This is a genomic window from Bradyrhizobium lablabi (assembly GCF_001440475.1).
GTDB classification, from domain to species: domain Bacteria; phylum Pseudomonadota; class Alphaproteobacteria; order Rhizobiales; family Xanthobacteraceae; genus Bradyrhizobium; species Bradyrhizobium lablabi.
In genome coordinates, this window is the sequence record NZ_LLYB01000097.1 from 1 (window position 1) to 21,215 (window position 21,215).

Annotated in this window: 18 protein-coding genes and 1 pseudogene; 8 read left to right on the forward strand and 11 right to left on the reverse strand. The window is 63.5% G+C overall.

The window, feature by feature from the left end; genetic code table 11:
- Both CQ14_RS28335 and CQ14_RS28340 read left to right on the forward strand, forming a co-directional pair.
- Window positions 1–199: pseudogene (locus tag CQ14_RS28335) on the forward strand (LysR family transcriptional regulator); the annotation flags it as partial.
- Between the two features lie 82 nt (window positions 200–281).
- Complete coding sequence (locus CQ14_RS28340) at window positions 282–1,805, forward strand: PAS domain-containing sensor histidine kinase (protein WP_057861121.1); 1,524 nt, start codon at window positions 282–284, stop codon at window positions 1,803–1,805.
- Window positions 1,806–1,808: 3 nt separating this feature from the next.
- Here the strand turns inward: CQ14_RS28340 and CQ14_RS28345 are convergent, their stop codons facing one another.
- The 4 genes from CQ14_RS28345 to CQ14_RS28360 all read right to left on the reverse strand — a co-directional run bounded on the left by CQ14_RS28345 (window position 1,809) and on the right by CQ14_RS28360 (window position 4,957).
- Complete coding sequence (locus tag CQ14_RS28345; protein ID WP_057861122.1) at window positions 1,809–2,198, reverse strand: hypothetical protein; 390 nt, start codon at window positions 2,196–2,198, stop codon at window positions 1,809–1,811.
- A 74-nt stretch (window positions 2,199–2,272) separates the two neighbouring features.
- Window positions 2,273–3,709, reverse strand: a complete 1,437-nt coding sequence (locus tag CQ14_RS28350; protein WP_057861123.1) for a TIGR01777 family oxidoreductase — start codon at window positions 3,707–3,709, stop codon at window positions 2,273–2,275.
- Window positions 3,706–4,371, reverse strand: a complete 666-nt coding sequence (locus CQ14_RS28355) for a DUF4166 domain-containing protein (protein WP_057861124.1) — start codon at window positions 4,369–4,371, stop codon at window positions 3,706–3,708. The genes CQ14_RS28350 and CQ14_RS28355 overlap by 4 nt, the downstream gene beginning before the upstream one ends.
- 28 nt (window positions 4,372–4,399) lie before the next feature.
- Complete coding sequence (locus CQ14_RS28360) at window positions 4,400–4,957, reverse strand: GbsR/MarR family transcriptional regulator (protein WP_057861125.1); 558 nt, start codon at window positions 4,955–4,957, stop codon at window positions 4,400–4,402.
- 264 nt (window positions 4,958–5,221) lie between these two features.
- On the opposite strand from CQ14_RS28360, the gene CQ14_RS28365 reads away from it, so the two are divergent.
- The 3 genes from CQ14_RS28365 (at window position 5,222) to CQ14_RS28370 (ending at window position 9,083) form a co-directional block, all read left to right on the forward strand.
- A complete protein-coding gene (locus CQ14_RS28365; protein WP_063800437.1) occupies window positions 5,222–7,171 on the forward strand; it encodes a diguanylate cyclase domain-containing protein in 1,950 nt (649 codons plus the stop codon).
- Window positions 7,172–7,288: 117 nt separating this feature from the next.
- Window positions 7,289–7,441 carry a hypothetical protein gene (locus CQ14_RS44835; protein ID WP_199805631.1) on the forward strand — a complete coding sequence of 51 codons (153 nt, stop codon included), beginning with the start codon at window positions 7,289–7,291 and terminating at the stop codon, window positions 7,439–7,441.
- A gap of 151 nt (window positions 7,442–7,592) precedes the next feature.
- On the forward strand, window positions 7,593–9,083 hold the full coding sequence (locus CQ14_RS28370) for an SGNH/GDSL hydrolase family protein (RefSeq protein ID WP_082650067.1): 1,491 nt from the start codon (window positions 7,593–7,595) through the stop codon (window positions 9,081–9,083).
- A 192-nt stretch (window positions 9,084–9,275) separates the two neighbouring features.
- On the opposite strand, the gene CQ14_RS28375 is transcribed toward CQ14_RS28370, so the two are convergent.
- From CQ14_RS28375 to CQ14_RS28400, 5 genes are all read right to left on the reverse strand, one after another.
- Window positions 9,276–9,614, reverse strand: coding sequence for a hypothetical protein (locus tag CQ14_RS28375; protein ID WP_245320568.1), 339 nt, complete (start codon window positions 9,612–9,614; stop codon window positions 9,276–9,278).
- A gap of 723 nt (window positions 9,615–10,337) precedes the next feature.
- Entirely contained in the window at window positions 10,338–10,637 is a 300-nt protein-coding gene (locus CQ14_RS28385) for an acylphosphatase (protein WP_057861128.1), read from the reverse strand.
- On the reverse strand, window positions 10,634–11,443 hold the full coding sequence (locus CQ14_RS28390; protein ID WP_057861129.1) for an isocitrate lyase/PEP mutase family protein: 810 nt from the start codon (window positions 11,441–11,443) through the stop codon (window positions 10,634–10,636). The genes CQ14_RS28385 and CQ14_RS28390 overlap by 4 nt, the downstream gene beginning before the upstream one ends.
- Window positions 11,444–11,551: 108 nt before the next feature.
- Window positions 11,552–13,567 carry an acetyl-CoA carboxylase biotin carboxylase subunit gene (locus CQ14_RS28395; RefSeq protein ID WP_057861130.1) on the reverse strand — a complete coding sequence of 672 codons (2,016 nt, stop codon included), beginning with the start codon at window positions 13,565–13,567 and terminating at the stop codon, window positions 11,552–11,554.
- A gap of 138 nt (window positions 13,568–13,705) precedes the next feature.
- The gene (locus CQ14_RS28400; protein ID WP_057861131.1) at window positions 13,706–13,915 is read right to left on the reverse strand and encodes a hypothetical protein; all 210 of its coding nucleotides are present in this window, start codon (window positions 13,913–13,915) and stop codon (window positions 13,706–13,708) included.
- Between the two features lie 109 nt (window positions 13,916–14,024).
- Here CQ14_RS28400 and CQ14_RS28405 point away from each other — a divergent pair, with 109 nt between their 5' ends.
- From CQ14_RS28405 to CQ14_RS28415, 3 genes are all read left to right on the forward strand, one after another.
- Complete coding sequence (locus CQ14_RS28405; RefSeq protein WP_057861132.1) at window positions 14,025–14,207, forward strand: RNA polymerase sigma factor region1.1 domain-containing protein; 183 nt, start codon at window positions 14,025–14,027, stop codon at window positions 14,205–14,207.
- Window positions 14,208–14,285: 78 nt separating this feature from the next.
- Window positions 14,286–15,047 (forward strand): thermonuclease family protein, encoded by a 762-nt coding sequence (locus tag CQ14_RS28410; protein WP_057861153.1) that lies wholly within the window; start codon window positions 14,286–14,288, stop codon window positions 15,045–15,047.
- 58 nt (window positions 15,048–15,105) lie between these two features.
- Complete coding sequence (locus tag CQ14_RS28415) at window positions 15,106–17,568, forward strand: hybrid sensor histidine kinase/response regulator (RefSeq protein ID WP_057861133.1); 2,463 nt, start codon at window positions 15,106–15,108, stop codon at window positions 17,566–17,568.
- Window positions 17,569–17,586: 18 nt separating this feature from the next.
- On the opposite strand, the gene CQ14_RS28420 is transcribed toward CQ14_RS28415, so the two are convergent.
- On the reverse strand, window positions 17,587–20,247 hold the full coding sequence (locus CQ14_RS28420; protein WP_057861154.1) for a bifunctional diguanylate cyclase/phosphodiesterase: 2,661 nt from the start codon (window positions 20,245–20,247) through the stop codon (window positions 17,587–17,589).
- Window positions 20,248–20,399: 152 nt separating this feature from the next.
- The gene (locus tag CQ14_RS28425) at window positions 20,400–20,927 is read right to left on the reverse strand and encodes a hypothetical protein (RefSeq protein WP_057861134.1); all 528 of its coding nucleotides are present in this window, start codon (window positions 20,925–20,927) and stop codon (window positions 20,400–20,402) included.
- Window positions 20,928–21,215 lie beyond the last annotated feature (288 nt).

Below are 21,215 nucleotides of genomic sequence, written 5' to 3' on the forward strand. Positions count from 1 at the left end.
GGCCCTGGCCGGCCTTGCGGTTGCGCCGCTGGCGCGGCGGATCGCGCCCCCGGGCCTGGTCGACATCGGGCCGGCCCAGGGCCTGCCGCGGCTGGCTTCCTCGAAGGTAATGCTGCACTCCAAGGTCAGCGACCCCGCCAAGCTCGTGGCGTTGCGGACGCTGGCGGCAACGTTCAGAAGCGTTGCCGCGGCGCGGTAACCCACCGTTTCGTTAAAAAGTCCAACAGCCGTGGAACCAATTGCCGAGCCGAGCGTTTGCGCCAGTTAAACAGGCAGCCGGGATGTCGATAAAAAATCAGCAGCAGCAAAGGGATCTATTCGAAAGCGAACGTAATTTCCGACTCCTGGTTGAAGGTGTTGCCGACTACGCGCTTTACATGCTGGATCCGACCGGCCTGGTCACGAGCTGGAACATTGGCGGCCAGCGGATCAAAGGCTACGCGCCCGACGAAATCATCGGGCAGCATTTCTCCCGCTTTTACACGGACGTCGACCGCGCCAACGGCAAGCCGCCGCGCGCCTTGCGGATTGCGCGCGAACAGGGCCGCTACGAGGAAGAAGGCTGGCGCGTGCGGAAAGACGGCACGTTCTTCTGGGCCAGCGTCATCATCGATCCCATCTACGAGGACGGCAGGCTCGTCGGCTTCGCCAAGATCACCCGCGATATTACCGAGCGCCGCGACGCGCAGCTCAAGCTGGACCAGATGCACCAGCAGCTCGCGGAAGCGCAAAAGCTCGATGCGCTCGGTCAACTGACCGGCGGCGTCGCCCACGATTTCAACAATCTCCTGATGATCATCAGCGGCAGTCTTCACACGTTGAAGAAAGCCATCGGCAACGACCTCAAATCCCAGCGGGCGATATTGGCGATCGAAGGGGCGACCAAGCGCGGCGCTTCCCTCACCAGCCAGCTGCTGACATTCGCGCGGCGGCAGAGCGTCAATCCGCAGGCCGTCGATGTCGCCGAACGGATCGACGCGATGCGCGAGGTGCTCGATAGCGGTGTCGGCAGCGCGGTGAAGCTGCAATTCGAAATCGCTCACGGCGTCTGGCCGGTGATGGTCGACATTGCGGAATTCGAGACGGCGATGGTCAATCTCGTCATCAACGCGCGCGACGCCATGACCGGCGGCGGCGTCATCACGATATCGGCGCACAATGAACGGTCCGGCGGCGAGACCGTGGAGGGCGAGTATGTTGCGATTTCGGTGGCTGACACCGGCACGGGCATCGCGCCCGACGTGCTCGGCAAGATCTTCGATCCCTTCTTCACCACCAAGCCGATCGGCAAGGGCACCGGTCTCGGATTATCGCAGGTTCACGGCTTCGCCCACCAGGCCGGTGGCACGGTCAGGGTGGCAAGCGAGCTCGGCAAGGGCACGAAGATCACGATCCTGCTGCCGCGAAAGGAAGAGGCCGTCGCGGTCGAGGACGTCGATGCGGTCGAAACCGGCGGAAGCGGCATCGTGCTACTGGTGGAGGACAATCCCGACGTTGCGGCCGTCAGCACCGGCCTGCTCGAACAGCTCGGCTACACCGTCCGCAGGGTGGCGAATGCCGAAGCGGCGTTGCGCGAAATCGAGCTCGACGGAATAGACCTCGTGTTCTCCGACATCGTCATGCCCGGCAAAATGGACGGCCTCGGCCTCGCCCGCCACCTGAAGGCAACCCGGCCTCGGCTGCCGATCCTCTTGACCAGCGGCTACAGCGATGCCGCACTGAGCGTGCGCGGCGATTTTCCGATTCTGCGCAAGCCCTACGAAATCCACGAACTCAGCCAGGCGATCGCGAAACTGCCGCGGTGATGGCTAGGCCGCATCGCTTGATCGATTCCGGCCGGCATGCTTTCCCGCCACGAGCCAGTACGTCAGCCCCGCCATCAGTCCGGCCAGGGCGAAGAGCAAAGATCCGCTAGCGGGTTTACCCGCCGTATAACCCCTCGACACGACGTGCAACAGGACATCAAAAAGCCCACCAATCGCGGCGCCGGCGCCGCCGAAGAACAGACCAGATCGCAGCTGGAATTTCTCACTCAGCCAGATGACGAGCGCGGCAGGAAGCCCGGACAGGACAAAAGTCTCGATGAAAATGATCGGTACGGCATATACCAGTCCAACGAGGCTCACGGCTACGAGCCCCTTGGCATCGCCGCCGAGGCGCATGCCGAGAACGACAAGTACCAAAGCATAGATGGTCACAGTAGCGGCCGCACATCCGGCCAGCCAACCTCCCAACACCCGCGGACAATTACCGGAACACATCTCGCCCTCCTCTACAGAATCGCCTCGAACGCGCTGCGCAGCGTTTCGTGCCGGAACACAAAACCGTTGCTCAGCGCCTTGTTCGGCAGCACGCGCTGGCCGCCCAGCAGCAATTCGCTGGCGAAATCGCCGCCGACCCGGCGCAGCAGCGCGTCGGGAATGCGGAACAGCGCGGGGCGGCGCAGCCTTCGGCCGAGCTCTTCGGTGAATTTCAAATTGGTGACCGGGATCGGCGCCGTCGCATTGACCGGCCCGGAAATTTCCGGACGCGCCATCACATGCGCGATCAGGCGGATCAGGTCGTCGCGCTCGATCCATGACATCCACTGCCGGCCCGACCCGAACGGCCCGCCGAGCCCGAACTCGAACGGCGTCAGCATCCGCGTGATGAAGCCGCCATCGGTGCCGATCACAAGGCCGATCCGAAGACAGACCAGGCGCACGCCATGCGCTTCTGCCGGACGCGCCGCGTTCTCCCAGGCGTCGCAGAGTTCATGGCTGAAGCAGGCATGGGACTTGGCCGACTCGGTCAGCACCTGATCCTGCCACAGCCCGTACCAGCCGATCGCGGAGCCCGAGACCAGCACGGCGGGTTTACGCTCGAGCCGCGCGATCAGACGGACGACGTCGCCGGTCATGTTGATGCGGGAATCCAGAATCCTGCGGCGCTTGGCCTCGGTCCACAGCCCGTTGCCGATCGGCTCGCCCGCGAGATTGACGATCGCATCGATCTGGGTGTCATCGGGGAGCTGATCGAGGCTGGTGATCAGCGTAATCGGCGGCGGCAGCATCTCGGCCTTGGCCGGATTGCGCACCAGCGCGATGACCTGATGCCCTGCCCCCGTCAGGCCTGCGACCAGGCGGCTGCCGATGAAGCCGGTGGCGCCGGTCACCAGCACCGTCTGCCGCGCGGGCAGTTTTTCAACCAGGCTTGCCGCCGGCGCAGCCGTCATGCGCGAAAGACGTTTTGAGGCGGTGAAATCGCGCAGGCCGCATAGCCCTGCGCCCACTGCCGCCGCCGCTGCTATCGCGCTGAGCCAGCCCGTATAGGCCGATTTGATTCCGGTCGGCTGCATCGCCCAGGAGATCAGGACCGGCAGCAGCAGCACCAGAATGGCGCCGTAATTGATCGCGAGCAGCGTGTGATTGATGCGTTCGCTGGCCGGCAATTTCCGGCTCATGTCCTCCTCGACGAAATCCATCAGCGTGATGACGATCTCGGCGACCAGCACCGCGATGATCAGCATGGCAAAAATGCCATGCACCTCCAGCCAGCCCAGCACCAGGAACAGCAACGCATAGAGCATGTTGCGCACGGCATGGAGCTGCAGCTCGTAGCGCTGCGAGGGACGCCATGCCAGCCGCTCGGTCAGTTCGTGGTGATAGAACGTGTCGAACACGCCCATCACGACCTGAATGGCGATCAGGATCCAGAGCAGCGACGTCATGATGCGGCCTCCATGAACACGGCGGACTGACGAATGAGTTTGCCGAAGCGCGGATGAACGATGTCGAGCGAGAAGCGGAACGTGCCGCCGCCGAGATCGGAATGGGTCACGGTGAGATCACCGGGCGTGAGCCAGGGCGGCAGCGGCAGGCGCAGCGGCCCGATCTGCAGGGAATAGCCCACGCTGCGAAACACCAGCGCTTCGTGCTCGACCGATATCAGCAGCGCCATGCTGATGCCGTAGCCGACATATTCCTCAAGGCCGGTCGGGCCGGCAAAGCGCTTGGCGGAGTGGATGACCTGCGGAAAGCCGTTGCTGCGCGCGCACATGCGGGTCCAGATCTGGCCGCCGCTCGCCGCATCCTCGGTCACCGCCACGACCATGGGAACTCCGGTCTCGGCGCCCGTCGGCAACGGCCCGCCGATCACGCGGGCGAGCTGCGCGAGCCACCACCCGGCGCGGCTAAAGCTCGCCTCCTCCACCGTGCCGACGTAAACGACGGTTTCGCCATCGGCAAAGCGCTTGGAAAAGCGCCGCCAGATCGCCAGCGGCAGACGGCCCCATTCCTCGTCGGGCAACAGATTGTGAAAGCGGCGGTCGTCGAGCAGGATGGTGTTCGAGGCAGGCGTTGCGGGAAACCTTGGTACTCTTGTGGACGCCATCACACGCTCCTGCTCTTGCCCCTCTGCCCTATTTGGATTTTCCCACCGGCAAGAAGCTCACGATCTTCTCGCCAAGCTTGATCAGCGCGACCAGCCTCGGCCGCGGCACGTGCAGCATCTGCGTGTACCAACGGTCGACCAGTTCGGTGAAAGCCAGCATCTCCTTCAGCCGTTTAGCCGCGACCGGGCTGATGGTCGGATCATCGGCCGCGTCGGAAACACAGGCGCGCAGCGCATCGACGGCCGGATCGATCTCGCGCTCCTTGCGGCCGGCGGCGATCCGCGCCGCCACTTCCCAGATGTCGGTTTCGGCCTCGAAATGATCGCGGCGGTCGCCGAGAATCGGCACCCGGCGGATCAGATTCCAGGCCAGCAGCTCCTTGATCGAATTGGAGACGTTGGACCGCGCCATGCCGAGCGTCTCGGCGATGTCTTCGGCGGTCATCGGCGCCTCGGCGAGGTACAGCAGGCCGTGGATCTGGCTGACAGAGCGGTTGACGCCCCACTCGTCCCCCATGTCACCCCAGTGCAGGATGAACCGTTCGACGACGGCGGGGAGTTTCTTCTTGTCGGTCTTTTCTGTCATGACAGAAATATCTGACGGAACTGCGCAGATGTCAAGGGCGCTCGCGCCTGACATTTGCGGTTTGGACCTCCCGCCCCGGGCTTTCGCGCCCTCCCTCATCGCCAACGGCTTGCCCGACCGGGTTCCCGTGATGGAACCCGATCGAAATGTCGGGTTCCGCTATTTCCCGGGCCGGTCCGTTAACCCCTTCAGTACCGGTCGCGCCTTAGATTCTCCCCTCGCGCGTCGCCGCAACGAGATCAGGCGCGGTCATCAAGGCAAGGAATGCCCCATCGAAATCCCCCAGACCCCGGCGGGCCGCTGCGGCGGGTAACATCGACGGCCGTTGTCATCATCTTTGCGCTGGTCATGACCGCCTGCGTGTTCGGCGTCATGGTCTGGAAGGCGCTCGACGCCAAGAAGGCGGCGCTGGCGAGCGGCGGTGCCGACATTCAGAATCTCGCCCATTCGCTTTCGGAGCATGCCTCGCACACCATTCAGGCGGTCGATATCGCGATGGCGGGAATGGTGGACCTGCTGAAATACCGCGACCCCGAGCCTGACAGGTTCAACAGGTATCTGGCTGAAACGGCAAAAACGCTACCCCAGTTGCGCGGGATCGGCGTTTCGGACGCCAAGGGCAACTGGATCTATTCGTCGTTGGCGGAGATGCCGCGCCATACCATCTCCGACCGCGACTATTTCGCCTACCATCGCGATACGCCGGACAACGCGCTTCGGATCAGCGAGCTGCTGCAGTCCCGTGTCGACGATCAATCCTCCATGATCGTTCTGTCGAAACGTATCACCAAGCTCGACGGCAGCTTCGGAGGGGTCGTCGCCGCAGCAATCGACAAGGATTACTTCAACGGCTTTTATCGGACGTTTCAGCTTGGCCCGGACGGGGGCATCAGCCTGATACGGAGTGATGGTACGCTCCTGATACGCTGGCCGCTGTCGGACAAGAGCACGAACCTTTCTAAGACCGACCTGTTCTCAAAGCATCTCAAGCTGAGCTCTGTCGGATACTACAAGATCATCTCGCCGTTCGACGGCGTCGTGAAGCACCTCGGCTATGAGGAGACGCCGAACTATCCCATGGTGGTCACCGTCGCCATGTCGGAAGACTGGCTGCTTTCGGAATGGTCGAAGACCTTGCGCACCGACGCCATCGTCGCCGGCGTGCTCCTGTGCATGATCCTGATGCTGGCTGCGTTGCTTGCGCTGCAATTCCACTTCCGCAGCAGGAGCGAGCGGGCGCTGCGCGAACGCGAGGCGCATTATCGGCTGCTCGCCAACAACATCGCCGACATCATCATCCTGATCGATGCCCGCAGCCTGCTGCGTTACGTCTCTCAGTCCGTCGAGCCGGTGCTCGGGCTGCGCGCGAAGGACCTGGTCGGAAAATCATGCTTCGACCTGGTCCACGCCGACGATCGGGAAAGCGTCATGCAGGCGACCACGCGGCTCGGCGATATCGGTAGCGTCAGCACGGTCGTGTTCCGGCACTATCGCGGCGACGGCACGCTGGCCTGGGTCGAAAGCAAATTCAAGCTGGCGACGGAGACCAGCGACGCCACCGGCAAGGAATTCCTCTGCGTCATCCGCGACGTCACCGAGCGCAAGCGGATGGAGGACGAATTGACCCAGCTCAATCGCCGCCTCACCCAGCTTGCCGCAACCGACGGATTGACCGGGCTGACCAACCGCCGCACCCTCGACAGCTTCCTGCGACGCGAATACGAAGCCTGCGAAGCGATTTCGGTGCTGCTGCTCGATATCGACAATTTCAAGGGCTATAACGACACCTACGGTCATCAGGCCGGCGACCGTTGCCTGCAGGCCGTTGCGAAAGCCATCGGCAATGCGACCGCCAACACATCGGGACTTTCCGCGCGCTATGGCGGCGAGGAATTTGCCGTCGTATTGCCGAATGCCTCGGAAGAAGAAGCCTTGAAGGTTGCCGAATCCATCCGCCTGACGGTTCGGGCGCTGGGCATTCCCAACACGGCCTCGAGCCGCGGCTACATCACCATGAGCGCCGGTGTCGCCGCCAAGACCCGCTCGACGCTCGACGAGGCCGCCTTGGTTGGAGAAGCCGACACCGCGCTCTACGAAGCCAAGCGTCTCGGCCGCAATCGCAGCATCGTGTATTCCTCGCTCGACCTGCAATATGTCGAGAGCGCCTCCATCCAGCACGATGGCGAAACCGCACCGCGGGAACGGACGCATTAGCGCGAAACTCCCGGCAGTAACGCCCAACGTCCTCTCTATCATGGTGAGCCAGCTCACACCCAGGCGAAGCTGCCCGCGCTATCAATGATGCGGGCGCTAAACGCTTGGAGGGTCATGATGACCGCTATCGCACGGGCTCTTTCGCGCGCCATTTCCACCATCAACGACATCGAGATTCTCAAGCAACTCGCGCTATTCTGCGCGGCCGGCCTGTTCGTTGCCCTGCTGATGCTGACTTACGGCGTCGATCTGAGCCCGGGTTTCTTCTAGGCGCTTGCTGATCCCAAATGCGCAGAAGTTCCGGTTCCGCAAGGCCAGCAACAAACATCCGTGATAACGCACCGGCGCGCACATCAAGACAGTTGTGCAGATATCGGTGATCTGGCTTGATGGCCGCGTTGGGTCCAGGTTCTTGAAGATCATGTCCAACAAGCCCAGACAATTCTTTGCCGGAAGTGGCCCGCTGATCGTACTGGCAATCGCGGCTGGCATGTTGTTGGGTGTCGGCGGGCCTAGCTCGGCGCAATTCTTCAATTTCGGCGGATATCAGCAGCAGCAGCGTCCGCAGCCACAGCGCAACGGCGGCTGGTTCGGTGGCGGCGGCTGGTTCGGTGGCGGCGGTTTCGAGCCGTTCCAGCAGCGAGCGCCGCCTCTGGAGAGGCGACAATCCGCACCGCCGCCGCGGGAGGATTTTTCAAGGGCGCCGCCGCCCGAGAAGCGCGCAACCGTCCCGGTACGCAATGTCCTGGTGATCGGCGACGCCATGGCCGACTGGCTGGCCTACGGACTTGAGAGCGTCTATTCCGAGCAGCCCGACTTCGGCGTGATCCGCAAGCACAAGACGACTTCGGGCCTCATCAAGTATCAGCCGAAGGGCGAGCCCGCAGACTGGGTCGCGGCCGCCAGGGTCATTCTTCCGGTTGAGAAGGCCGATGCGATCGTTGTCATGCTCGGCCTCAACGACCGCACGTCAATTCGGGAACCTGTTGACGAGAAATCTGCCGACAAGAAGGGTGACGCAAAGGGTCCACAAGCCAAGGCTGAAACCAACAAGGCTGAAACCAAATCCGGCAAGGCTGGCGCGCCGGATGATACGGCCAGTGCAGACGGCAAGCGCATCGACGGCGAATTGTCGCCCGACGAGGCCGGCAAGACGGACGCACCCGAAAAGGTGGCGCGCTCGCCGAACGGCGTTTCCGAGTTCCGCGACGAACGCTGGGTCAAGCTCTACAACAAGAAGTTGGACGAGATGATCGGGGTGCTCAAAAGCAAGGGCGTACCGGTCTTGTGGGTCGGTCTGCCCGCCATCCGCGGCCAGAAGAGCACTTCCGACATGCTGTTCCTCGATGCGCTCTATCGCGAAGCTGCGGGCAAGGGCGGCATCACCTACGTCGACGTCTGGGATGGCTTTGTCGACGAGGCCGGCAATTTCATGCAAAAGGGCCCTGACTTCGAGGGCCAGATCCGTCAGTTGCGGACCAATGACGGTGTCTTCTTCACCAGGGCCGGCGCGCGCAAGCTTGCGCACTATGTGGAGCGCGAGATCACGCGCCTGCTGGCGCGTTTGCCGCCGACCGCGCTGCCGAGCGAGCCGGCAACACCCGATGCCGACGCCGTGCCCGGCCAACCCGCGCCGCGGCCGCTGGCCGGGCCGATCATCCCCTTGGTCGCCTCCTCTATCGCGCCGGATCAGTTGCTTGGCGGACCGGGTTCACGCCCGGCCGCGCTCGATTCCATCGCTTCGCGCGCGCTGGTGAAGGGCGAAGCACTTTCTCCACCCGCCGGCCGTGCCGACGATTTCGTGTGGCCGCGCCGCGAGATTGCCCGCGAGCACATCAAAGGTGATCCTCTCGCCGCATCGGCAGCCATGGCGCCGACCGCATCGCCGAAACCAAAAAGGTATCGACGCTAAGCGCGCGCTTAACGGCGCGTCCTCGCAAAATGTTCACGCCCTGCGGTGCCGCGTTGATCTAACACAAAACGAGGCAGCGCGATTGGCTCGCGCTCTTGAGCCTGCTCGCACTGCCTCTGCAGTCGAAATGTCAATCAGCTTGCAACTGGTGGATTGATCGTTCGGCGCGCAACCAGTCCAACACTTTCGATTCTATTGGCAAAGATACATGATGCCGTCGCCGCCCTTGATGGCGGTGCCGGGCGTGCAGCCGATGCCGTTGCGTCCGGCGTAGTCACTCCAGCCGGTGTAGCTCCAGCCGGGACCAGACCATGGCCCACCGAAATAATAGGCCCTCACGGGGTACCAGGACAGACCTGTCGCGGTGGTGTAGCCAGAGCTCGCGGCGTAACCTCGCGTGATGTATACGCGGGCTTGCGCCTCCGCCTTGCTGGTCGCCAGGGACCAGCCGCCTTGCTCGGTCCAGCCTGGCGAAAACAGCGTCGCCGATGCGAGACTTGCGACAGCAATCGTTACTGTTTTGAGGCTCATCTTCATCCTCGTTCCTCCGTTGCTAGTCCCCGTTTTCAAGCGTGGGTTTTGCCGATGGGATTTCCTTGACCTGCATCAACGGATTTGCACCTGCGACGATATTTCCTCCGGGGAAAGGGGCAGCGGCAACGGAGGCAAGCATGAAGCAGATAAGTCTAGGCAAAGCTGCGATTGCGACCACGGCTTTCGCGTGCGCGGCACTGTTTTCCTTCACCTGGTCTGAGCAAAGCGGCGCCAGTCTGTCCGTCGACAGTGCCCAGGCGAGGGTCGGCCGCCCATTGACTCCCGTGAGTGTTGCGGGGGTTGCGCGCCGACAAAACCGCCGGGCTGCCTACGGGTACGGCGCGGGCGTCATCGGCGCCGGCGTTGGCGCCGCCGCAGTCGGCACAGCAGCCGCTGTCGCAGCCACCACCCAGCCTTTGGGTTGGGGTAGTGGTCCTTACGTTGGTACTGGTTACGCTGGTGGTTATGGCAGCTACGCCAGCTATGGCGCTGCTCCTGCCTGCACCCGCGGCGCCCTCTACGTAGCTGCCGACGGTCTGGTGCAGATGTGTAAGTAGGGCTGCCAGAACGAGGACAAAAGGCGGCTCAAGGCCGCCTTTCTCGTGCGCATCGATACGCGATCGTAAATTGCTTCGGCGCCATTGGCCTAAGCTTGTCTACGGCGCGTCCGGAGTGCGGCTTCGATCGGTCGCCTCGGGCGGGTCCTGCATATCACGACGCTCAGATCGTCGGCAGCACCGAAAAGCGCTCGCCTGGGTCCCGCAGGTTCAGCAAGTCGGAAGGACCAGCTTCGTCCTGCACCGCATCGACCCGCGCCGATGATGGTCCGCGCCGGCATGCGTCGACCATGGCTTTAACGGCCTCCACAGGGCCCGCGAATACCGCCTCGACACTGCCGTCGCGCCGGTTACGCACCCAGCCTTCGAGATCATGCGCCACTGCCCGGTGCTCGACCCAGGCGCGGTAGCCGACGCCCTGCACCCGGCCACGGATCGTGACATGACGGATCGCGTCGGTCATTGCTTCTTCAATCCGAGAAATGCGTTCGCACGCGTTTTCATGTCGGCATCGCGCATCGCCCGGCCGGTCAGTTCGGACGACGCCAGCCCCGTCGCGGCGGCGAACGGCGCGTGCCCCTGCAGCGCGATCCGCACGCGCCGGCTTTCGAGATAATCGAGCGTGGTCATTTCCTCGGGGGCGCCGCCGAGCACGATCGGCAGCTTCGTCGCAGCCGAGATGGCATCGAGCTCGGCGCGGTTCTTGATGCCGGTGAAGAACAGCGCATCGACGCCGGTGGCTTCGTACGCCTTTGCACGTACGATGGCGTCGTCGAGGCCGGTGATGGACACCGCCCCGGTGCGGCCCATGACGACCAGCGAGGGATCGCTGCGTCCGTCGAGCGCGGCCTTCATCTTGCCGACGCCCTCTTCCAGCGGGATCAGTTGCGTTGCGGCCTGCCCGAACGCCTGCGGCAGCAATGTATCCTCGATGGTAAGGCCGGCGGCGCCGGCAGCTTCAAGCTCCTGCACGGTGCGGCGGACGTTGAGCGCATTGCCATAGCCGTGGTCGGCATCGACCAGCACCGGCAACGCCGCGGCGCGCGACATCCGGCGCATCTGTTCGGCCAGCTCCGTCAGCGTGATCAGCGCAATGTCGGGATCGCCGAGCACGGCCAGCGAGGCCACCGAGCCGCCGAACATGCCGAGTTCAAAGCCCAGATCTTCCGCGATGCGGATAGAGGTCGCGTCGTAGACCGACCCGGGGCGGATGCAGGTGGAGCCGTTGAGGATGGAACGCAGTTTCTCTCGGCGCTGACGGAAAGCCATCACAAAGCTCCTCATTCGTCATTGCGAGGAGCGCAGCGACGAAGCAATCCATACTTTCCTTGCCGCGCCATGGATTGCTTCGCTGCGCTCGCAATGACGGGGGTGGGTCTACGCAAACTCCAGGATCAACGCATCCACCGCCAGCGTGGCGCCGGCAGCGGCGTGGATCTTCTTCACCGTGCCGTCGCGCTCGGCGCGCAGCACGTTCTGCATCTTCATCGCTTCGACCACGGCCAGGGTCTCGCCGGACTTGACCTCCTGCCCCTCAGAGACCGCAATCGACACCACGAGCCCGGGCATCGGGCACAGCAGCTTCTTGCCGGTATCGGCCGCCGAGTTCACCGGCATCAGCCGTGCCGCCGCGGCCTCGCTTTCGGTGAACACCTGGACCGCGACTTCAAAACCCTGATGCGCCAGGCGGAAGCCGTTCGGAATCGGGCGCACCTGCATCGCCACGAAGTGGCCGTCGATGGTGCCCTGCCAGACCGGCTCGCCCGGCGTCCATGCCGAGACCAGATTGTGCGGATTGCCGGGCAGACCATCGGCGCCGATGAAGCGCACCGCGATGCCGTCGGCCTCGCGCGCGACGTCGAGTGCGATCTCGTCGCGGTCGAGCCACACCGCGCGGCGGCGCTCGCGCTGCACCAGCCGGCCGGTCAATTGGCCGGAAATCCGCCGCTTGCGTTCGCCGAGCATGTGATCGATCGCAGCTCCCACGGCGGCGAGCCGCCGCGCGATCTCGCCTTCCGGCGGGCGCGCGGAAAATCCCTTCGGAAACTCCTCCGCAATGAAGCCGGTGGAAAGCTTGCCCTCGCGCCAGCGCGGATGGTTCATCAGCGCGGAGAGAAACGGAATATTGTGCCTGATGCCGTCGACGTAGAACGCGTCGAGCGCCGTGGCCTGCGCCTCGATCGCGGCGGCCCGCGACGGCGCATGCGTGACGAGCTTTGCGATCATCGGATCGTAATGGATCGAGATCTCGCCGCCTTCCTGCACGCCGGTGTCGTTGCGGATGGTGACGCCGTCCTGGCTCGCTTCCGCCGGCGGCCGGTATTTTACGAGACGGCCGATCGAGGGCAGGAAGTTGCGGAACGGGTCCTCGGCATAGACACGTGACTCGACCGCCCATCCGGTCAGCGTGATGTCCTTCTGCGCGATCGAAAGCTTTTCGCCGGCGGCAACCCGGATCATCTGCTCGACGAGGTCGATACCCGTGATCAATTCGGTGACGGGATGCTCGACCTGCAGGCGGGTGTTCATCTCCAGGAAATAAAAACTCTTGTCCTGGCCGGCGACGAACTCGACGGTGCCGGCGGAATCGTAGTTCACCGCCTTGGCCAGCGCGACCGCCTGCTCGCCCATCTTGCGGCGCGTGGTCTCGTCGAGCAGCGGCGACGGCGCCTCCTCGATGACCTTCTGGTTGCGGCGCTGGATCGAGCATTCGCGCTCGCCGAGATAGATCACGTTGCCATGCTTGTCGCCGAGCACCTGAATTTCGATGTGGCGGGGATCGACGATGAACTTCTCGATGAAGACGCGGTCATCGCCGAACGAGGATTTCGCTTCGGCCTTGGCGAGGTTGAAACCTTCGGCGACTTCCGCCCTGGAATGCGCGATCCGCATGCCCTTGCCGCCACCGCCGGCGGAGGCCTTGATCATCACGGGATAGCCGATCTCGTCGGCGATCTTCACCGCATGCTTGTCGTCCTCGATGACGCCGAGATGGCCGGGAACCGTCGAGACCTTGGCCTTGGCCGCAGCCTTCTTGGATTCGATCTTGTCGCCCATCGCGGCGATCGCGCCCGGATTGGGTCCGATGAAGACGATGCCGGCCTTTTCCAGCGCGCGCGGAAACGCTTCGCGTTCGGACAGGAAGCCGTAACCGGGATGCACCGCCTGCGCGCCGGTCTTGCGGCAGGCCTCGACGATCCTGTCGATCAACAGATAGCTCTCGGCGGCGGCCGGCGGGCCGATCAGCACGGCCTCGTCGGCCATTTCGACGTGGAGCGCATCGCGGTCGGCTTCGGAATATACCGCGACCGTCTCGATCCCCATTCGGCGCGCAGTCTTGATGACCCGGCAGGCGATCTCGCCGCGATTTGCGATCAGAATTCTCTTGAACATGTTCTTCTTGCTTGAGCTTTAGGCAGGATCCTCCCCCGCATTGAGACATGCGGGACGCGGGTAACCCACCCGTCGTACAGCAAAAATCGATGGAGGCAACGGTCTCGTATCGGATGGCCGCCCGGCGCGAGCGGCCACTTACCCGGAATAGGAATTGAAGCGGCCCCGCGCATAGGCATGGGATACCGCCTTCATCAGCTCGCCGACCTCGGATTCCAGATATTCATTGGCCAGGATCAGCGCGCGGATCGTCGCCCGCATATCGCCGCCGCAGGCGGAAATGGCCTGATCGACCGCCGATTCAAGCTCATCGCTCTCTTCGGATTTCGGCTGTGAAGAGAACGACATGAGAGCTATTCCGTATCGGGTGAAGCCGCATGTTCTTCTTTTGTTCTTATCAAGTCAACCATCTTATGCTCCCCTTTAGTAGGAGCACCGATTTCAGGAGAGCGATCACATGGATTTATCGGCAATCATCAGAAGAGCGATTGAAATCGGCAACCAACACGGGTTCATCACATTCGACCAAATTAATGAGCTCATGAATGAGCTCGCGCCTGCCCACAAATTTAAACCTCAGGACATCGAAGCTCTCCTCGATGCCTTGAGCGACCAGGGTATAGACGTCAGAGAGGCATAGGCCGCAACGCTTGGTCCCTTGATACTGACATGTGCTAGAAGACACCGGCAGGTGCGGAATTGATTTGAAATGAAACAGATGCGGTCACGAATTTTTCTGCTTGCAGTGTTGCTGTCGATCGTCCTTCCGGCCAGCCAGAGTTCGGCCGCCACCGCCATCGTCCGGGATGGCAGCACACTTCAGCTCGGCAACGTGACCTTCCGCCTCGACGGCATCGATGTCCCGACCGTCGACCAGCTCTGCATCGACGAGCACGCTGATAGCTGGACCTGCGGGATCGAGGCGCGCGATCAACTGACCAAGCTGATCGACGGCAAGCAGATCCGCTGCGACGACCTCGGTCCCGACCCCGCCTACAAGAAACGGCGCATCGGCGTGTGCAAGATTGAGGGCGACACCACAAGTCTCAGCCAGGTGCTGGTTCGCAACGGCTTTGCCTTGAACGTCGAAGCCTCGGCCAGCGGGCGCTTCAAGCCGGACGAAGCCCGCGCCAAGGACGACCGCCAGGGGCTGTGGAAAGGCTGCTTCGTCGCGCCGAGCGAGTTCCGTGCCGGGAAGAAGGACGCCGCCCTGCTCGGCACTGCATGCCGCGCCGACCGCGACCGCGAAATCCGCGAGACCTTGTTCCCCGATGATCTCGTGATGCCGGCGGGCTGCAACATCAAGGGCAAGTATGCGGTGCGTGCGCGCGTCACCGGGAACCTCGGCATTTATCATCTGCAGGGGTGCCGCTCCTATCCGGGATTGAAGTCGGATCGCTGGTTCTGTTCCGAGGATGATGCGCAGGCGGCCGGGTTCCGTAGGGCCTACAACTGCCGGTCACCATCGAAGAGCAAATGAAGCTGGAAAGTTTGTCGCTTCCTGTGTGAAAGTGTGCCGGTAGAGGTTGCCGGCCCGCATGACCCCTTCCGACACTACGAACGTCCTGCCCGAAGCTGCCGCCGCCGAAAGCTTGCGGCAACATCTGCAGGAAATCGCCAACGAGCGCGACAGAGCCCATCGCGCGCTGCAGGAGCGCGAAGCGGAACTCGCGCGGATCCAGCGCATCGCCGGCGTCGGCGGTCTCGAAATCGATTTCCGTGACGGCGTCAAGAACCGCCGCTCTCCCGAGTATCTCCTCGTTCACGGCCTGCCGCCCGAGGCTGCCAACGAGACCTATGAGGAATGGGTCAGCCGGATCCATCCCGAGGATCGTGAGCGCACGGTCCAGCACCTGTTCGGCATACTGAAGAGCGGGAGCGAGGATTATTCCGCCGAATACCGGATCGTGCGGCCGAATGACGGCGCGACCCGCTGGATTCGTGTCGTTGCCAAGATCGAGCGCGAAGACGACGGCCGCGCGGTTCGCCTCGTTGGCGCCGATTGCGACGTCACCGCGCAGATGCTGGCGCAGGCCACCTTGCGCGAAAGCGAGGAGCGCTTCCGCCTGATCGCCAACAGCGCGCCGGTGCCGATCTGGGTCACCAAGCTCGACCGCACGCGCTCCTTCGCCAACCAGGCCTATCTCGATTTTCTCGGCCTGCCGTTCGAGGAAGCCATCGTGTTCGACTGGCGCAAGCGGTTGCACCCGGACGACATGGCGCGCACCCTGCAGGAATCGGTCGCCGGCGAAGCCTCGCTGAAACCGTTCGTGCTGGAAGCCCGCTATCAGCGCGCCGACGGCGAATGGCGGTGGCTGCGCTCCGAATCCCAGCCGCGCTGGGACCCGACCGGCAACCATATCGGCTTCATCGGGGTCGCCCACGACATCACGTCGGCCAAGCAGGCGGAGCACGATCTGCGCCGGCTGAACGAAACCCTGGAATTGCGGATCACCGAGCGGACCGCGCAGCTCGAATCCAGCGAAGCCCAGATGCGGGCGATCTTCGAGACCAGCCACCAGTATCAGGCGCTGCTCAACCAGCATGGCGACGTGCTCTATGCCAACCGGACGGCCCTTGCCGGAATCCGCACCGCGGCCAGCGCCGTGGTCGGCCAGCCGTTCTGGGACACGCCGTGGTTTGCCGAGACTTCCGGCATGCGTGACGCCGTGCACCACGCCTTCATCGCCGTGATGCGCGGTGAAGAGGTCAAGATCGAAATGCTGCTGCATTTGCCGATCGGCGACCGCTATTTCGATTTTGCGATGCGCCCGCTGCACGACCGCCACGGCATCGTGATCGGCGCGGTGCCGGAAGCCATCGACGTCACCGAGCGCCGCCAGGGCGAGGAAGCGCTGCGCCAGTCGCAAAAGATGGAAGCCGTCGGACAATTGACCGGCGGCGTGGCGCACGATTTCAACAACCTCCTGACCATCATCCGCTCCGCAACCGATTTCCTGCGCCGCCGCGAACTGCCGGAGGAGCGTCGCCGCCGTTACATCGACGCGATTGGCGAGACGGTGGAGCGCGCCTCCAAGCTGACCGGGCAGTTGCTGGCGTTCGCCCGCCGGCAGCCCTTGAAGCCGCAGGTCTTCAATGTCGGCACCCAGATCGAGTCCGTGGCACAGTTGATCCGCCCCCTCGTCGGCGCCCGCATCAAGATCGACGTCGAAATCGCCAATCTCAACTGCTTTGCGATCGCCGATATCGCGCAATTCGAAACGGCGCTGATGAATCTCGCCGTCAACAGCCGCGACGCCATGGACAGCGAGGGCCGGCTCGTCATCCGCGTACGCAAGGTGGACGCGATTCCGCCGCTCCGCGCCCAGCCCGCCCGCAACGGCGATTTCGTCGCCATCACCGTGACCGATACCGGCTGCGGCATCGCACCCGAATTGCTCGAGACGATCTTCGAGCCGTTCTTCACCACCAAGGAAGTCGGCAAGGGCACCGGTCTCGGCCTCAGCCAGGCGTTCGGCTTCGCCAAGCAATCCGACGGCGACATCGAGGTTGCGAGTAATCCCGGCCACGGCGCGACGTTTACGATCTACCTGCCGCAGGCTGCGGTGCCGGCCGACGCCGTCGTCGCCGCCGCAACCGGCAGCGAGCCCGCAACCCGCGGCCGCGGCTACCGCGTGCTCGTGGTCGAGGACAATGACGACGTCGGACAATTCTCCACCGAGCTCTTGGAAGATCTCGGCTACACCGTTCGCCGCGTCGCCAGCGCGGATGCTGCGCTCGCGATCCTCGCCGAGGACGAGTTTTCCGCCGATCTGGTGTTTTCCGACGTCATCATGCCCGGCATGAACGGCGTCGAGCTCGCCGGCATCGTGCGCGAGCGCTATCCCGGCCTGCCCGTGGTGCTGACCAGCGGCTACAGTAACGTGCTGGCGGAAAACGCCCACCGTGGCTTCGAACTGATCCAGAAACCCTATTCGGTGGAATTGCTGTCGCGGATTCTCAGGAAGGCAATTTCCGAGGCGCGGCCGCAAGAGGCCTGAAACAGCCCGGTCTCCAGCCTACGCTGCGACCTCGACCCCCGCCCTGCCCGACGCCAGCAGCGCACGGATTTCCTGTGCCGGACGCGCTGCGCTGAACAGGTAACCCTGCATCTGGGTGCAGCCGAGATTCTGCACGGTCTCGCGCTGCTGCAGCGTCTCGACGCCCTCGGCCGTCGTGATCATGGTGCGGTCGGCGGCGATGCTCACCACCGCGCGGATGATCGAGGCCGACGAGGAATCGCGCGTCACTTCCTTGACGAAGGAACGGTCGATCTTGATCTTGTCGAACGGGAAGCGCTGCAGATATTGCAGCGAGGAATAGCCGGTGCCGAAATCGTCGAGCGCTATGTGAATGCCGAGCGCGCGGAGCTGGTTCAGCGTCGCCAGCGCGGCGTCGTCGTCCGCGATCAGAACGGCTTCCGTGATCTCCAGCTCCAGCCGGCGCGGGTCAAGCCCGCTTTCGGAGAGGGCTGCGGCAACCTTCAGCGACAACGTTTCCGAGCGGAACTGGATCGGCGAGACGTTGACGGCGACGCGGACATGAGACGGCCAGGTCGCAGCTTCCGCGCAAGCGGTGCGCAACACCCACTGCCCGATCTCCTCGATCAGGCCGGTTTCCTCGGCGACCGGCACGAAGTCGGCGGGAGAGACCATGCCGCGCACCGGGTGTCGCCAGCGCAGCAGCGCCTCGCAGCCGGTGACGCGGTCGCTGCGCAGGTCGACCTGCGGCTGGTAGTGCAGCTCGAAGCCGCCTTCCGCCAGTGCCGCCCGCAAATCGGCCTCCAGCTCGCGGCGATGATTGGCCTGCTGTTCCATTTCGGGATCGAAGAAGCGATAGGTTCGCCGACCCGCTGCCTTCGCCGCATACATCGCGAGATCGGCGTTCTTCAGGAGATCGAACAGGTCCGAGCCGTCGCGCGGCGCAATCGCAATCCCGATGCTGGCGTCGCTGGAAAGCCGATGGCCGTGGCAATCGAACGGCGTGCGCAGCGCCTGATAGATCCGCGCGACCAGCGCATGAACGTCCTCGGCGCTCTCGATGCCGTCCTGCAGGATGGCGAATTCATCGCCGCCGAGACGAGCGATGAAATCCTCGGCCCCGACCGACTGGCGCAGCCGCTCCGCCACGCCCTTCAGGAATTCGTCGCCGATCAGATGTCCCAGCGTATCGTTGATGCGCTTGAACTCGTCGATATCGATATAGAGGATCGCGAACTTGCGCCCCTCGGCTTCCAGCAGCAATCCCTCCGCATGGCGCTGGAACAGCGTGCGGTTTGGCAGATTGGTCAGTGCGTCGTAGTGAGCGAGATGTTCGATCCGCGCCTGGTCGCGCCGCCCTTCGGTGACGTCTTCTAAGGTCGTCGCCCAACCGCCGTCCGGCGAGCGCTTGAAGATCAACCGGATCGTGCGCCCGTCCGGCGTCGAGGTCACGGTGTCCTGAACCAGGCTGCTATTGGGATCTAGAAACCGCGCACAATAGGCGTCGATGTCGCCGATGAAGGAGCCGCGTTCCTGGCGGTGCTGGATCAAGTCGCGCAGATGAGCGCCGGGTTTGACGATCTCCGGCGACAGCCCGAACATGTCGATATAGCGCTGGTTGCAGATCACCAGACGGCCGGAGGCATCGAACAGCAGCAGGCCCTGCGTCATGTTGTTGATGGCGGTGTCGAGATGCTGGCTCTTTTCCGAAAGCTTGTGCTGCGCGGCGGCATGCTGGCGGCGAAGTTGGCGCACGATCAGGAAGACCATGCCGATCACGACGACGATCGCCAGCGCGGCGGCGAAGAATTGCAGCCGGGTCTGCGCCCGCCAGTCGGCGAGCACCGTCTCCGTCCTGGTGGTCGCGACGATCAGGATCGGAAAATGCATCAGCGACTTGACCGCGCCGACCTTGTCCTCGGTCAGCCTCTCGCTGATGAACCGTCCGGATATATTGCCATCCACCGCCAGCGCGCGCTGAAACGACGGCGTGTTGGCGACGTTAAGGCCGATGAGCCTGTCGTCCTTGGGATAGCGGGCGATGACGGTGCCGTCCCGATGAATCATCGAAATCGCGGTGTCGGCATCCAGCGCCAGCGACGCAACGAAGTCCTCGAAATGGGAGGGCTCAACGCCGCGAACGGCAAAACCGATGATCTCGCCGTTGCGGCCGATGATCTTGCGCGCAAAGACCGTGGTCCAAACCTTGGTGACCCTGCTCACGAGCGGCTCGACGATCACGTCGGGTGTCGGCTGTCCCGACATGAACTGCTTGAAATAGCCCCGGTCGACGATATCAGCCTCGGGCACCGGCCACATCTCGGAAGAATTGACCAGCGAGCCCCTGGTGCTCCAGAGGTTCAGCGCGCCGACATGAGGCAGCACCGCAAGCTTCGTGCGCAACATCTCGTGCGCGCTCAGCGTCGACATCTTCCTTTCGAACTCGTCTGATGTATTGACCCCCTCGGCCCGCAACTGCGCCACCACGTCCTGGTGCACATGCTGGAGATCGCTTAATTGCTGGTCAAAATGCCGCGACAGCAGAAGTGCGCTGTTGTTGAGCTCCCGCTCGGCGACTTCCAGCGCCCGCTCGCGATACTGCATGGCGAAATAGGCGGTGCCGAGCATGATCGCGATCACGAGCGCCGTCGCGCTCAGGATCAGCCACTGGATCGCGCCCAGCCTCGCCCGCCACGGCATGGCGCGACCTGACAGCGGCCGGCTCCCCGCGATGACGACTTTCGATGAATTGCTCAGCATTTTCGCTGCCCCCACAGCCGCTTGTTGTAGGGAACACAACCCAAAAGGGCGTTAGCAAAATCAGTTATCGCAAGGTTAAGCCGGCCGCGGAATCAGGCGCTTTCCGCCATCTCGGCTTCCTTGAGGCTGCACTCGATCAGCGCCCCCTCGATCGAAAACTCCGAGAACGGCGACTGCGCGGTCGCGGCCTGCAGCGGCGCGAAGAATTGCGCATCCCCCGGGCTCTTCAGGAAGAAGCGGATGTGGCTGGCCGTCATCGTATCACGCGACAGCCACACGATGCCGGAGAACAGCGCCACCATCATCTGGGCATATTGGCCGGCGCCCACGATCCCCAGTTCGTAGATCGGCGACACCACGATGAAGCGCGCGCGCAGGATGGGACCCGGAAACTTGCTCATCATCAGGCGGCTGACCTGGCAGGCCGCATGAATCCGCTCGCCGTCGGAAAGGCAATAGAGATTGGGGTTGTCGCCGTCCTTCGTCAGCGCGTCGTAGGCGGAAAAGATCCCCGTCGAAAAGGTCGAAAAGTCCTCGCCGACGCTTTCGGCGTCTTTCTTCCACTGGCCCTTGATCGATCGCCAGGACCTATCCGGCTCTTTCATCGGCAGCAGGCGCATGGCTTAACCAGGGGTTAATGCAGGAGCTGATGTCAGCATTTTACGGGCGGCGACTAAACGTTTGCTTACGTTGGCGCCTCCTGCGCAAATATTTGTAAGAGCTCGCAAATTGACTACTACGGCGGGTATTTTCATGCGGCGCGCCCTGCGCGATACGATCAGGAACGATCCGACACGATGCGGGTTTTTCCGTATCGGCGTTTCATCCCGCGACGTCGAACTGTAGCCCCGCCGGAGCGCCGATCGACGGGGGGTGGCGGGCTTTTTTACGAGGCGACGCAGGCAGAC